Source organism: Rothia uropygialis (assembly GCF_004137765.1).
Taxonomy (GTDB): Bacteria; Actinomycetota; Actinomycetes; order Actinomycetales; family Micrococcaceae; genus Rothia.
This window is the reverse complement of sequence record NZ_NOIS01000005.1, coordinates 313824-327571: the sequence shown is the minus strand read 5'-3', so window position 1 is coordinate 327571 and position 13748 is coordinate 313824. Positions and strand designations below refer to the sequence as shown.

At 62.3% G+C, this 13748-nt stretch carries 9 protein-coding genes; 2 read left to right on the top strand and 7 right to left on the bottom strand.

The genetic code is table 11. The annotated features are described in order from the left end of the window. The first annotated feature begins 28 nt into the window (after positions 1–28). The gene (locus tag EWV35_RS12545) at positions 29–1498 is read left to right on the top strand and encodes a protein adenylyltransferase SelO (RefSeq protein WP_129662324.1); all 1470 of its coding nucleotides are present in this window, start codon (positions 29–31) and stop codon (positions 1496–1498) included. Between the two features lie 50 nt (positions 1499–1548). Here the strand turns inward: EWV35_RS12545 and EWV35_RS12540 are convergent, their stop codons facing one another. The 4 genes from EWV35_RS12540 to EWV35_RS12525 form a co-directional block, all read right to left on the bottom strand. Further along, positions 1549–2739 (bottom strand): VIT1/CCC1 transporter family protein, encoded by a 1191-nt coding sequence (locus EWV35_RS12540; protein WP_238654506.1) that lies wholly within the window; start codon positions 2737–2739, stop codon positions 1549–1551. Positions 2740–2958: 219 nt separating this feature from the next. Then, positions 2959–4218: an MFS transporter gene (locus EWV35_RS12535; RefSeq protein WP_238654504.1), complete on the bottom strand. Its 1260-nt coding sequence runs from the start codon at positions 4216–4218 to the stop codon at positions 2959–2961. Between the two features lie 39 nt (positions 4219–4257). Then, the gene (locus EWV35_RS12530) at positions 4258–5670 is read right to left on the bottom strand and encodes a TY-Chap domain-containing protein (protein WP_129662322.1); all 1413 of its coding nucleotides are present in this window, start codon (positions 5668–5670) and stop codon (positions 4258–4260) included. A gap of 239 nt (positions 5671–5909) precedes the next feature. Further along, positions 5910–6743: an aldo/keto reductase gene (locus EWV35_RS12525; protein WP_238654502.1), complete on the bottom strand. Its 834-nt coding sequence runs from the start codon at positions 6741–6743 to the stop codon at positions 5910–5912. 84 nt (positions 6744–6827) lie between these two features. Here EWV35_RS12525 and EWV35_RS12520 point away from each other — a divergent pair, with 84 nt between their 5' ends. Further along, on the top strand, positions 6828–8207 hold the full coding sequence (locus EWV35_RS12520; RefSeq protein WP_129662320.1) for an MFS transporter: 1380 nt from the start codon (positions 6828–6830) through the stop codon (positions 8205–8207). Positions 8208–8303: 96 nt separating this feature from the next. Here EWV35_RS12520 and EWV35_RS12515 read toward each other — a convergent pair whose 3' ends face one another. The 3 genes from EWV35_RS12515 to betT are packed head-to-tail and all read right to left on the bottom strand — an operon-like array spanning position 8304 to position 13644. Then, positions 8304–9899: a GMC family oxidoreductase gene (locus EWV35_RS12515; RefSeq protein ID WP_129662319.1), complete on the bottom strand. Its 1596-nt coding sequence runs from the start codon at positions 9897–9899 to the stop codon at positions 8304–8306. Positions 9900–9928: 29 nt separating this feature from the next. Next, positions 9929–11404 carry an aldehyde dehydrogenase family protein gene (locus tag EWV35_RS12510; RefSeq protein ID WP_129662318.1) on the bottom strand — a complete coding sequence of 492 codons (1476 nt, stop codon included), beginning with the start codon at positions 11402–11404 and terminating at the stop codon, positions 9929–9931. Beyond that, positions 11401–13644: a choline BCCT transporter BetT gene (betT, locus tag EWV35_RS12505; RefSeq protein ID WP_129662317.1), complete on the bottom strand. Its 2244-nt coding sequence runs from the start codon at positions 13642–13644 to the stop codon at positions 11401–11403. Before betT ends, EWV35_RS12510 begins: the two co-directional genes overlap by 4 nt. Between the last annotated feature and the right edge of the window lie 104 nt (positions 13645–13748).

Genomic DNA, 13748 nt, shown 5'->3' with positions numbered 1-13748 from the left:
CTGATCAGACAACCGTCGAAGGAGCCGTATGCAGTCCTTGTTCGCCGAAGCATTTCCCGAGCTGTCCGTCGAATGGAAGGCAGATGAGCCCGAGGCCGCCGGTCACATTGTGCTCAACGAGGCCCTGGCGGGTTTTCTCGGTTTCGAACCGGAGTACCTCCGGAGTCCGGAAGGACTTCGTTTCCTGACAGGTGCAGCACCTTCCGAAGACTCCACGCCAGTAGCCCAAGGCTACGCGGGCCATCAATTCGGTTCCTACGCGCCGCGGCTCGGGGACGGCAGAGCGCTTCTTCTCGGCGAGATCACAGCCTCGGACGGCAGACTGCGGGATCTGCATCTCAAAGGGTCCGGGCGAACACCGTTCGCTCGAGGCAACGCTGATGGGAAAGCCGTCCTGGGCCCGATGCTTCGCGAATACCTCGTGAGCGAAGCCATGTATGCCCTAGGAATTCCCACGACTCGTGCCCTGGCCGTGACCACGACGGGGGAGGACGTCCTTCGCGAACGGATGCTTCCCGGGGCCGTTCTAGCCCGAGTCGCGAACAGTCATCTGCGCGTGGGTACGTTCCAATACGCTGCGCAGAGTCTCGGGAACTTTGATCTGGTCAGGCGCCTGGTCGACGTAGCCCGCGAACGCCACGGTGCAGAAAGCCAGGAAAAGCACGACAACCCTGCCCTGGACTTGTATCAGCGCGTGATCGGCGTTCAGGCCGAGCTGGTCGCGCAGTGGATGGCCGTGGGTTTCATCCACGGCGTCATGAACACCGACAACATGACAATTTCCGGGGAGACGATCGACTACGGCCCATGCGCTTTCATGGATGCCTACTCGCCCGCGACCGTTTTCAGCTCGATCGATTCGGGCGGACGTTACCGTTACGGCAACCAGCCGGGCATCGCCGAGTGGAATCTCGCGCGCCTCGGCGAAGCGTTGCTGCCGGTCCTCGACGATGACCCCAACGAAGCCGTCCGAGTCGCGACCGAAGCCCTCCAGACTTTCGCACCCCTCTACGAATCCGCTTGGACGAGGGTCATGGCACGTAAGCTGGGACTCGAAGGAGCTTCGGTCGATCACGAGGGGGCCGAGACAGATGGGTCGACGATCCGCGAGCTTGCGAATGAGCTCCTGGATCTTATGTCGGAATCCAGCCTGGACTTCACCAGCACATTCCGGTCTCTCTCCGATGCCCTCCGGAGCGGGGACTCATCGGAAGCGCTTCGAGAACGTATCGGAGATCCGCGCTTCGACGAGTGGTTTATCCGATGGAGCCGGCTCCAGCCGAACCCCGAGGCCATGGACCGTGCCAATCCGGTGTACATACCTCGAAACCATCTTGTCGAGGAAGCACTGTCGGCCGCTAACGACGGGGATATGGGGCCGTTCAGCGAACTACTCGACGTCGTGACCCATCCCTTCACCGAAAGGCCGGGCTACGAACGGTACACCGAGCCTGCCCCGGCTGACCAGGGACGCTACGTCACCTACTGCGGCACCTGACCGGCCGACCGTCGGGGTGCCGCAGCCTGACGCAGCGTGCACCAGGAGCACTAGCCTCCGACGGACGTGCCGAACAACAACCCCAGAACGTAGGTCGCTGCTGCGGCCCCGTACCCGATCAGGAGCTGACGGAATCCGCGCCTGAGCGGGGACGCGCCGGACAGCAGCCCCACGACGGCGCCGGTCCCCATGAGCGCGATGCCCACGAGCAATAGGGAAATGACCATGCCCGGGAGCCCGGAGACGCCGAAGATATAGGGCAGGATCGGGATGATCGCGCCCGAAGCGAAGAAGCAGAAACTCGACGCCGCCGCCCCAAGGTCCGTGCCCAGAGCGACATTTTCCGCGGACTCCTCTTTCAGCTCTGACTCAGGCCGGTGGGAGAAGGAAGGGTCGCAATCGCACTCGAAGTACCCGAACCTCTCCATGGCCCGGTGCCGAGCGGCTTCTTGGTTCATGCCGCGCGCCCGGTAAATGAGTTCGAGCTCGTTACGGTCGATGTCCAGGTCGGGGGCCACATCCAGGGTGACCTGGGTCGGGCGTGAGGCGTCCAGAAGCTCCCGTTGGGATCGCACCGAGACGAATTCGCCCGCCCCCATGCTCAAGGCGCCCGCCAGCAGGCCCGCCACACCGCTGAGCAGGACTATGTGAGGGCTCGCTCCGGAAGCGCCGATACCCATGATGAGGGCGACGTTGGATACCAGCCCGTCATTGGCCCCGAATACCGCGGCCCGAAAATTGCCGGAGAGCTTCTCACGGCCGTTGGTTGCCAGGGCCCGTACGACCTCCTCGTGAACTGCCTCGTCCGCGGCCATCGAGTCGGGCGCGTCCGGATCCTCATCGTAAGGGGAACGGCCTTCGGCTCGTTGGGCCAACGCCAGGACGAAAACGGACCCGAAATGCTTTGCCATGAACTGGAGCGCAAGGGACGAGGCCGACGGGCGCGGCTCGGGGTGCGCACTAGGACCGAGAAGATCTCGCCAATGCTCTTGGTGCCGTTTCTCGGCGTCCGCCATTTCGGACAAAATTTCCGAGTCGCGGCCCTCGGTTCGTTCCGCCAAGTAGTGATACACCTTGGCTTCAGAAATCTCGTCGGCAAGGTACCGGCGCCAACGGCGTCGCTGGGATGCGGTGATGGACTCGGGACTCACCGACCCTTGGACTGCGCCGGGGGAATCGGGGTAGCGGGAGCTGGATGATTTGTGGCCGGCAGGATGGGGTTTCATCGGCTCTTGGCTCATAGGGGGCGTCTCCTCCGGGCCGCGCACCACGAGGAAACGTCGCGGAGACTTCGGCCCTAGTTTGTTGATCCCTGGATGGGTCATGGGGCCGAAGGTCTCGCTCGCCCGTCGCAACATGACGCAAGGCCGGGGCCCTTACGATGCGATGGGTGGATTGCCGGGAGACTGCTCTCCAGCGTGTCGACAATCCTCTTTGGCGTTTCAAAGCGCCGTTGGGAACTACTCCCCTTCGATGCGCTCCACCTTAGCGGTTTTCTGGCCGCGAAGCACGACCCCGGAGAATAATGCGCCGAAGGCCACAACCGCGATGCAGAACCAACCCGTCAGAATCCAACCTCCTGCGATGTAGAAGAATCCTCCTGCCCAACCCACGACTGCCGAACCGGCGTAGTAGAAAAGGTTGTACATCGCGGTGCCTTGGGCCTTGCCGTCGCCCGCGAGCAAACCGGTCCACGCGGAGGCCGCAGAGTGTGCCGCGAAGAACCCCATCGTCAGCAGGACCAGTCCAATCACGACGAGGACGAGGGGCGCGGTCGTGGTCAGCAGGACTCCTGCAATCATGACGAACATTGACATCAGAATCGTGGTGAGTCGACCGAACCGGGCGGCAAGTCGACCCGCGACGCTCGAGGTGAAGGTCCCCGAAAGGTACGCCAAGAAAAGCAACGAGATCGCTACCTCGGAAAGCGAATACGGTGGCAGCTCCAGCTTGAACCCGACGTAGTTGTACACCGTCACGAATGCGCCCATGAGGGTGAAAGCCAACAGAAAAAGGCTGACCATGCCGGGGCTTCTGAGGTGTCCGCCGATGCGTCCGAGGGTTGTGCGGATAGCACCCGATGCCGGCACGGGCGTGAAGCGTCGGGCCTTGGGCAGCAGAATGAGGAACGCGACGGCGGCGGCCGTCGCCAGAACCGCGACGGACACGATGGCGATTCGCCAGTTGTCCGTGAACTGTGCGACGGGACCCGAGATGAGGCGACCTGCGAGCCCTCCGATCGTGGTTCCTGAAACGTACAACCCGGTTGCGGCCCCCGCATGGAGGGGTTGGGTCTCCTCGGTGATGAACGCGACGGCAACCCCCGCGAGCCCGGCCAAGGCGGCGCCCTGCACGAACCGGAAGAACAGCAGCATCCCGAAGTGAGGAACCCAAGGGATCAACAGGCCCAAGAGCGTTGCGGTGATGATCGCGATCGCCATGGTGCGGTTCTTGCCCCACCGATCGGCGACGTAAGTCCAAGGCAGCGCGAAGAGGGCAAGACCGAGCGTGGCCGCAGAAACGATGAGGGCAACGGAGGCGACATCACGATTCAGATCCGAGGCAATGGACGGCAAAACCGCCTGTGGAGAATACAAGGGAGCGAAAGTCGCCACGCCCGCACAGAACATTGCCACGAGCATTCTCGTGAATTCCGGAGTGCCTCGCGTATAGCCCAACCACTCGTTGTCGACCGGACCTGTTGGCGGCGTCGAAGACACCAAGAATCATCTCCTGCTCAGCGTGAGTGTGGTGAAGCCTTAAAGAGTCGGGGCCGTGGCAGACCGGCCCAAGTCGTAGATGGCTCCCGAGCCCCACCGGAATCGGTATGGATCGGAACAGCCCCTGCCATAGCGGAGCGCGTCCACCAGTAGCCCGGCCGCTTCATTCAACGCTAGCTGGGACTGCTCCCAGTGCCACCGATGCGGATTCGGCGGCGTCCAACCTGCTTCTTTCAGGTATTCCTCGTCCAGAGGCCACATGATCGCCGGGAGGAAGTGCTCCGAAACCAGGGAAACCGAGACCCCGCCCGGACCGGTAAATGCCTGTGCGTAGGGGGAGTCCCCTCCCGTATTGCCGGTGGCGTAGTCGACGGTGAGGAAATGCTTCCACGGGAGCTCCTTGATCGCCTGGCCTATTTCTTCGATCAGACTGCGCCAGGCCGTCTCGTCACCGGTGGCCTCACCGCCGACGTGTTCGACGACGCCGATTCCCCGGTCGATCCAATGCTGAGGCGACCATGAACCTGGCCCTTGCGCTCCCGAGGCGGACTCGCCGTTTCCCCAGGGGCCCACCCAATTCTCTTCGTACCGGGGATCGCACCGACCGGGAGCCTCCTCATTGATGAGCCGGCGGCCATGAACCAAGGCCTTGTGCCACGACCCGAAACGATTGCGCAGGGCCGCCAGAGTGGGGCGGGGCGTCGTGTGCCGGGCGACATCGGAAGACCACCGACCGTAAAGCAGCGCCAACGGTTTGCGATTGTTCCGGATGCAATACGTGAGGAAGTCAGCGATGGCACTCCGGAACCGGTCCTGAGTGAAATCCGGAACGCGGTCCGTGCCATCCGGACCATAGCGCTTACTGGGAGCCAACCCGATCGAGACAAGGGCACGCGACCATGAACCTTCGCCGAATTGGGAACTCAGCGACCGAGCGCTCGCGGGCCAGTTGCTCCGCACCAACCGTGACATCTCGAGAAGATCGCCGGGCAATTCATTGCGGAAGGCCTCATACTCTGCGCTGGTGATCGACGTCTGCGGGAATTCGGTCAGAAAAGACAGCGTCGCGCCGACTTTGCCCAGAAGCGCGGCTGTCTGTTCTTCCGTAGCGCCGGCGGCCTCGAAGATCCGGGAAATATCCTGGACGATTGCGGGGTCGCCAGAAACCGCAATGAAGCGGCGGTCCTCGCCGAGGTCTAGCAGATGGTTGAGGGCCAGCCAGACACCCGAGGCGAGCAACGTGCTGTTGAGCGACTCCTCGCCGGGATGCACGAACCGCTGGGGGTATTGGGACAGAGCCCGGTCCAGATAGTGGCGCGGAATGCTCGGGTACAGCGTCACCAAACGGTGGCGGGATTCGCTGCGCGTCCAACCTGCGTCGGCGAGTTCATTGACAAGAGGTTTGAAAGCGTCGAGGAACTTCGAGTATCCCTCGCATTCTGAACCGTCCATGATCCCTTCATCCCACCAAGAATTATCCGCCGGGCGGCGGGGTGAAAGACGGGAGCGGACCCATTGCCGCTGACTGCGTCTTTCCTTATGAGCGTATGCATCCTCGGCGTGAGCTGCCAAGAAGCGAACGCGATATTACCTGGTACTGCGAACGCTTACACCCCGCGGCCGACACACAGCGGCGCCCCTTCCGGACTTTGCGGAAGGGGCGCCGAAGGTTCTTGCACTGCGAACCTTTGCTACATTGTCTCGGACGGATTGGGACCGATGCGACCATCCTCACGACTGAGACCGCTGATGGACTGGATTTCCGCCTCCGTGAGCTTCAAGTCGAGGGACTTGAAGTTCTCGACGATACGTTCGGGAGTGACCGACTTGGGGATGACCACATTGCCCAGAGCAAGATGCCACGCGATAACAACCTGGCCCGCGGTCACACCGTGCTTTTCAGCGATGTCGGTGATGACCTTCTCCTGGAGAACCTCTCCGCCCTGGCCCAGGGGAGACCAGGCTTCCGTCGCGATGCCCAACTCGGCGTTGACTCGGCGTATATCCTCCTGATTGAAGAAGGGATGCAACTCGACCTGATGGATGGCCGGAGTGACTCCGGTTTCCTCGACGATCTCGCGCAACTGCTCTTCAGGAAAATTGGAGACGCCGATCGACTTGACCTTGCCCTGCTTCTGGAGCTCGATGAAAGCCTTCCACGTGTCCACGTACCGCTTGTTCTCGGGCTGGGCCCAGTGAATCAGGTAGAGGTCGACCGGTTTGTCCAGGCCGAGGCGCTCCGCCGAGCGGTCAAAGGCCTCGAAGGTCGACTCGTATCCCTGGTCGTCGTTCCACAGCTTGGTCGTGACGAAAATATCGTTCTGGTCAACGTCGGATGCGGCAATACCGCGTCCCACGCCTTCCTCGTTCCCGTAGATCTTCGCCGTGTCGATGTGACGGTAGCCCGCGTCGAGGGCCTGCTGAACTACCTTTTCGGCGACGTCGTCTTCCACCTGGAATACGCCATATCCCAGCTGGGGGATCTGGTTGCCGTCGTTGAATATGACGTTCGGTGATGTGCTCAAAACGTAAGTTCCTTTCGAAGATTGCCTTGTCTTGGTGGCCATAACAGCTAACCGGGCGAGGGTATTCCCGGCTAGGCTCTTCCCATGCCCAAGCTGTTCATGGACCTCACACCCCTGAGGAAGTACCCGGACTTCCGTCGGTTGTGGATGGGATCTGCCTTCTCGACCCTGGGTTTCCAAGTCACCACGATGGCCGTTTCACTGGAGATTTTCGCCATCACAGGGGCGACATTCGCCGTCGGAGCGGTCGGGCTGGTTGCGGTGCTTCCGCTGATCGTGGGCGGAATGTACGGCGGGGTCATCGCGGACGCGATGGACAGGCGCGTGGTCGCGCTCGCGGCCTCGCTGACCCTCTGGTTGGTCAGCGTATTGATCGCTCTCCAAGCGTTTCTGCATCTGGAGAACGTTGGGGTGCTCTACGGGCTCGTGGCGGTCCAGTCCTTCTTCCATCCGATCAACCAATCCGCGCGCGGAGCCATTATCCCGAAGGTCGTCGGAATGAAACGGCTTCCCGCGGCCAACGCGCTGAACATGTCCATCAATACTCTTGCCATGACCCTTGGGCCGATGCTCGGAGGTTTCCTCGTCGCGGCCGTGGGATATGGATGGACTTACATCGTCGACGTCGTGACTTTCACCGTGGGGCTGTGGGCGCTGTACCGTTTGCCCGCCCAGCGGCCTGATCACGACGACGCCGCGCCGTCCCACGGATTCGCCGCGGTCTTCGAAGGTTTCCGCTTCGTGCGCAGGTCTCCGGTGATCTCCATGACTTTTCTCCTGGACCTGTGCGCAATGATTTTCCTGTTTCCCCAGGCCTTGTTCCCCGCGATGGCCATCACCGTGGTGGGCGGCAATGCGGCCGTGGCCGGCCTGCTGTCCGGAACCATGACGGTCGGAGCTTTTCTGGGGACCTTGCTTTCGGGCCGCGCCGTCGCGGTGACCCGTCAGGGCGCGGCGCTGACTTGGACGTATGCAGGATGGACCGTGGGGATGCTGTGGTCTGGGCTGGCGATCGTGTGGGTCGCCACCGGCACGACCCCGGGCAGCGCAGGCGCCTGGACCGGCCTCATGCTGTGCCTGCTGGGTCTCATGGTCGCCGGCGCCTCCGACGCGGTGGGAGGCATTTACCGGTCTACCATTCTGCAGACCGCGGCCCCCGACCATATGCGCGGAAGACTGCAAGGCCTGTTCATCGTGACCGTGACCGGCGGGCCGCGCATCGGCTCCGGAGTGATGGGTGCTGCGGGGCAGTGGGCCGGTCCGGGTATGGCGTTGGTCTACGGCTCGATTGCGTGTGCGGCGAGCGTCGGAGCACTCAGCGCGAAGTTTCCGCAGCTGCGCAGTTACCGTGCTCCTGCTCCGCCGGAGACGTCCGCGATCGACACGATTCAGATGCCGCAGACCCGGACCGAGACCGCGGAATTTCCCCAGGTACAGCCCCGGAGACCCGACCAAGACGAGTAACGCGCACCGGGGCGGCTGGTGCCGCGAGGTGGCACATGGGCCTCGTGCAGGCGGCCTGCGCCGGGCAAAAGTGCCACCTCGCGGAGATTACGCGATTTAGGCGTTGTCCTCCGTGACCAATTCGGCGGCGCGCTCGCCGATCATGAAGCACGTGATGTTGGGATTGACGGCCACAATCTCCGGCATGACCGATGCATCGGCCACGCGCAGCCCCTGCACGCCCTTGACGCGAAGACGAGGATCCAGGGGAGAGTCGATGTCGTCGTCGGCTCCCATACGCACCGTCCCGACGGGGTGGTAGACGGTGTTGTGGGTCTTGGCGACGTAGTCGGCGATCTCCTCGTCGGTCTGGACGTCTTCACCGGGGAAGAGTTCGCGTCCGCGCCACTCGTCCAGGGCCGACTGCGATGCGATCTCACGGGCCTTTCGGATGCCCGCAACCATGATCGCCATGTCGTAGCCCTCCTCATCCGTGAAGTACTTCGGGTCGAACTTCGGCTTGTCCCTGAAGTCCAAGGAACGCAGGCGAACGGTTCCGCGCGAGCGAGCGTGAGGCACGTTCGGGGTCAGGCAGAAGACATTGTCTCCTGTGGGGTAGCCCTGCCGGAGGGTGTGCATGTCGAAGTTCACCGAACCGTAATGCATCATGAAATTCGGTCGACCGGGGAACTCATCCTCGAAAGGCACATCCAGTTCCGTGAAGATTCCGATTTCCCACCACTGCGTCGAGTCGGTGACCATCGGCTTCTTGGCTTCCCACTGGATAACGGCCTCTGGGTGATCCTGAAGGTTCTCGCCCACCCCCGGGGAGTCCTGGAGGACCTCGATACCGACCTCACGCAGGTGCTCGGCCGGGCCGATGCCCGAGAGCATCAGGAGCTTGGGCGTATCCACGGCACCCGCGGACAGAATGATCTCCTTGCGGGCGTGGATGGTCTTGGCGACGGCGAAGGCATTGTCCACGACCTCGACGCCGACGGCCCGCTTGTCTTCGTCGAAAAGGACCCGCTTGACCTGGGTATCCGTGATGAGGTGGAAATTCTTCCGGTCCCGGATCGGGTGGATGTAGGAGACCGCCGACGACGAACGGGTACCGTCCGCACGGCGGTTGATCTGGAAGAAATTCGCACCGTTCGTCACGGTCTTGCCCGAGTTGAATTGGGTCCGGGGAATCCCGGCCTGTTCACACGCGTCCAAGAGTGCGACGCCGCAGGGATCCTTGGGTGGGACGTTCATCAGGTGAACGGGGCCCGAATCGCCGTGGTGCTCATTGCCGGGCTTTCCGGCATCCTCGTTCGTCTCCAGCTGTTTGTACAGGCGGAACCCGTTCTCGGCGTCCCACCCCTTGGCGCCGAACTTGTCTTCCCACTCGTTGAGGTCCTCTTCCGGGGCCCAGAACGCGATGCAGGAGTTGTGCGACGAGCAACCGCCGAGCACCTTGGCCCGCGCCATCCGCATGAATGAATTGCCCTTTTCCTGCTCCTCGACCGGGTAATCCCAGTCGTAGCCGGATTCGAGCAATTCCATCCACCTGTTGAGCGCCAGAACCTCGTCGATGCCCTCGTCGTCCGGACCGGCCTCGATCAGCGCGACCTGGGCCTCCGGGTTCTTCTCGCTCAAACGGGCTGCGGTCGCCGCACCCGAGGATCCGCCCCCGACGATGATGTAATCGAATTCCAGAACTTCGGTCATATCTTGGTTTCCTCTCGTGTCGGAGATCTTTACTCGGAGTCGCTGAACCAGCCGGTCACGGCCGGGGCCGTGTTGTGGTAGATGTGCTTGGTTTCCTGGTACTCACCGAGGCCGTGCAGGCCGAGTTCGCGTCCCACACCGGACTGCTTCATTCCGCCCCATTCGGCCTGCGGCAGGTACGGGTGGAAATCGTTGATCCAAATGGTTCCGTGGCGCAACCGCGAGGCGATGCGCTCGGCCTTGCCGGCGTCCTGGGTCCAGACGGCACCCGCCAGACCGTAGAAGGTATCGTTCGCGGTTGCCACGGCCTCGTCTTCGGTGGAGAAGGTCTCGATGGTCACGACCGGGCCGAAGGCCTCGTCGCGCACCACAGACATCCCGCGCTCGACCTGGTCGATGATGGTCGGCTTGTAGAAATACCCCTTGGCCAGTTCGCCGTCTGTGGCCCATTCACCACCGCAACGAATACGGGCGCCTTCTTCGACTCCTGCCTGGACGTAGTCGGTGACTTTCTGGCGATGCTGTTCGGAGATCAGGGCGCCGGTTTCGGCTTTGTCATCGAAGGGACCGCCGATACGGATGTTCTCCGCGCGGCGGACGAGCTCCAATGTGAACTTCTCGGCGATCGACTCCTCGACGACGATGCGTGCACCGGCGGAGCAAACCTGGCCGGAGTGCACGAAAGCGCCGTTGAGGGCGTTGTCCACCGCGGCATCGAAGTCCGCATCCGCGAAGATCACATTCGGGTTCTTGCCTCCCAGTTCCAACGCGACCTTCTTGACGGTCGCGGCGGCAGCTTCGGCGATCTTGCGCCCGGTCACCAGACCTCCCGTGAAGGAAATCAGGTCCACGTCCGGATGCGAGGAGAGCGGTGCCCCGGCCTCGGCGCCAGCCCCCAGAACCAGGTTTCCGACGCCCGCGGGCAGACCGAGCTTGTCCAGTACGTCCAGGAGCAGAATCGCGGTGTGGGGAGTCAACTCCGCGGGCTTGAGGATGAATGTATTGCCCGCGGCCAGCGCTGGAGCAACCTTCCAGGCGACCTGGAGCAACGGGTAGTTCCACGGCGTGATCATGCCGCACACACCCACCGGCTCGGTCACCACCCGCGAGGAGACGTTGGGATCGCCGGCATCCACGACCCGACCCGCGTCCTGTCCTGCGACCTTGCCGTAGTACTGGAAACAAGCCACGATGTCGTCCATGTCCAGTTCGGACTCGACCAACCGCTTCCCGGTGTCCAGGGATTCGGCGCGGGCAAATTCGTCCTTGCGTTCCCGCAACTGCTGGGCGACCTCGAGCAGGAAATCGCCGCGTTCGGGTGCGGTGGCCCCCCACGCCCCTTCGTCGAAGGCGCGGCGGGCCGCCGCGATTGCCGACTCGGTGTCGGCCGACGTCGCTTCCGCAACGACTCCGACCTCGGAACCGTCGGCCGGGCAGACAATCTTTCGGGTTCCGCCATTCTGCGCGGAGACCCACTTGCCGTTGATGTACAGCGTATTGCTCACTTCGTTCCTTCCTCTGCGGGAGATTTCTCCGGCGCCTCTTGGTCGGTCACCGGGATGTCTTGCGGGGCTGTGAAATCCATGGACCAGTCCGTCGTCGCGACGGAAGAACCGATGATTTCGGTCGAGCCCGCCTCTTCGACGGTCGGCCCACTGATGCGAATGAATTCGATATGGCGCTCGTGGTTGTCCAGAACGTCGTGAATGAGTTGCTCCTTCGTGTATCCGTAGACGTCATAGCCTCGGGAACCGGTCAGGGCGAAAGGCTCCAAGCGATAGTAATTGTCCTCGGTCTTGGCGGGGTTGAGGAGATAACTCGGAGTGGGCCAAGCGACCGGGTAGACCTGGTAGGTGAAGTCGCGTTCACCATCCATCTTCTCCGTCAGCGTCACGTAAGGAATCGTGGTCGCAGGGTCGACACCGCGCTCGACGACCGCGTCCACGCCTTCGGTCCGCAAGGCTTCGCAGACTTCCTCCAGCGCCGGGGAAACGACGCTCTGCACGTATCGGGTCGTCGCCTTCTGACCGGGATAGGAGACGGATCGGGTCAAGCGCTGGCGCCAGCTGCGGGTCGAGGAAGACGGCTCGATCGACATCGCGCGATTCGCTGCCCGAACACCGGCGTAGGCGGCATCGCGGGAAGCCATGTCCGCGCTCTCCACGCGGAGCGCCTTCCACAGGCCGAACATCACCAGATAGAGGACGATCGCGAAGGGCAGACCGAAGACGATGGTTGCCGACTGCAGGGTTGCTATTCCGCCGATCAGCAGCATAGCCAGCGTCAACAGGCCCGTAGCCGCAGCCCAGAAAATGCGCATCCACTTCGGGCCGTCCTCATTCGGGTCCTCGATGGTCGAGGCGAAGTTCGACATCACGAGCGCGCCCGAATCGGCGCTCGTGACATAGAACAGCAGCCCCGTGAAAGTCGCGACGGCAGCGGCCGCGGTTGCACCCGGATACTGGGCGAGCAAGGTATAGAAAGCCTGCTCCGGGGTGTTCATGATCGTCTCTCCGAAGGCCGAATCCTTTTGCTCGTAGATCAGGTTCAGCGCGGAGTTACCGAAGATCGAGATCCAGATCAGAATGAAAGCGAAAGGAATGGTCAGGGTGCCCACCACGAACTGCCGGATGGTGCGGCCGCGTGAAATGCGGGCGAGGAACAGTCCCACGAAGGGGGACCAGGCGACCCACCAGGCCCAGAAGAACAGGGTCCATGTGTTCATCCAGTCGCTCGGATGGTCGAAGGCCATCGCGTCCAGCGTCATACTGGGGAACCGGCTGAGGTAGTCGCCCATGTTCATGATCAGGCCGTTCATCAGGAAATCGGTGTCCCCAAAGACTAGGATGTACAGCAGCAAGGCGATGGCCAAGTAGATGTTCAGCTCGGACAAGCGTCGAATCCCCTTGTCCACACCGGATACGGCCGAAGCTATGGCCATCAGCACGGACACCGCGATGAGACCCGCCTGTACGCCGACTCCCTGCGGGACGTCGAAGAGGAATTGTAGGCCGTAGTTGATCTGCACGACGCCGATCCCGAGCGACGTCGCGACCCCGAAAATGGTGCCGAGCAGAGCGGCGATGTCGACGGCGTCGCCCGCGGCTCCCTTGATGCGCTTGCCAATAATGGGGTACAGCGCCGAACGGATCGACAACGGCAAGTTGAAACGGTACGCGAAATACCCGAAGGCGAGGCCCATGAGGGCGTACATGCCCCAACCGGTCAGGCCGTAGTGGAACAGGGTCCAGACGACGGCTTGGCGTGCGGCCTCGGCGGATTCGCCGTTTCCCTGGGCGGGGGTGTAATACTGCGTGACTGGTTCGAGGACCGAATAGAACATCAAGTCCACCCCGATACCGGCCGCGAATAGCATGGCCGCCCACGAGAAGAGAGGAAATTGAGGCCTGGAATGGTCCGGGCCCAGCCGAATCTTTCCTTGTTTGCTCGCGGCAACGATCACAATGAAAACCAGGACCACGGTTCCGGTGAGAATGTAGAACCAACCGAAATTCTGGGAAACCCAGGCAACCACGGTTCCGAGAACCGAACTAGCGGAGTCGGGGGAGATGAGCGCCCAGAGAGAGATCAGCAGGGTTCCGAGGGCCGCACCCAAGAAGACCTTCCAATTGGTCTTGCTGGGCGCATACCGTTCGGTGCCGGTCGGGGAGTGGGGGTTGGACTCGCTCCCGGTGAGCTCGCTCAATTCTTCGGATAAAGTCTCGGTCTGTTCAGTTGTGTTCATAGAGTCTCAGCGATCGGTAACGTAATCATAAGTTTACTGATGGGTAACCGGATCAACATTAACCCATACGCGTGAACATCGGTACTTGGCCGAGTTAACACTGT

Excerpts from the sequence above, each read along its gene's own strand:
- EWV35_RS12515 (WP_129662319.1), bottom strand. The coding sequence starts at position 9,899 with ATGACCGAAGTTCTGGAATTCGATTACATCATCGTCGGGGGCGGATCC.
- EWV35_RS12545 (WP_129662324.1), top strand. The coding sequence starts at position 29 with ATGCAGTCCTTGTTCGCCGAAGCATTTCCCGAGCTGTCCGTCGAATGG.
- EWV35_RS12530 (WP_129662322.1), bottom strand. The coding sequence starts at position 5,670 with ATGGACGGTTCAGAATGCGAGGGATACTCGAAGTTCCTCGACGCTTTC.
- betT (WP_129662317.1), bottom strand. The coding sequence starts at position 13,644 with ATGAACACAACTGAACAGACCGAGACTTTATCCGAAGAATTGAGCGAG.
- EWV35_RS12540 (WP_238654506.1), bottom strand. The coding sequence starts at position 2,739 with ATGAGCCAAGAGCCGATGAAACCCCATCCTGCCGGCCACAAATCATCC.
- EWV35_RS12520 (WP_129662320.1), top strand. The coding sequence starts at position 6,828 with ATGCCCAAGCTGTTCATGGACCTCACACCCCTGAGGAAGTACCCGGAC.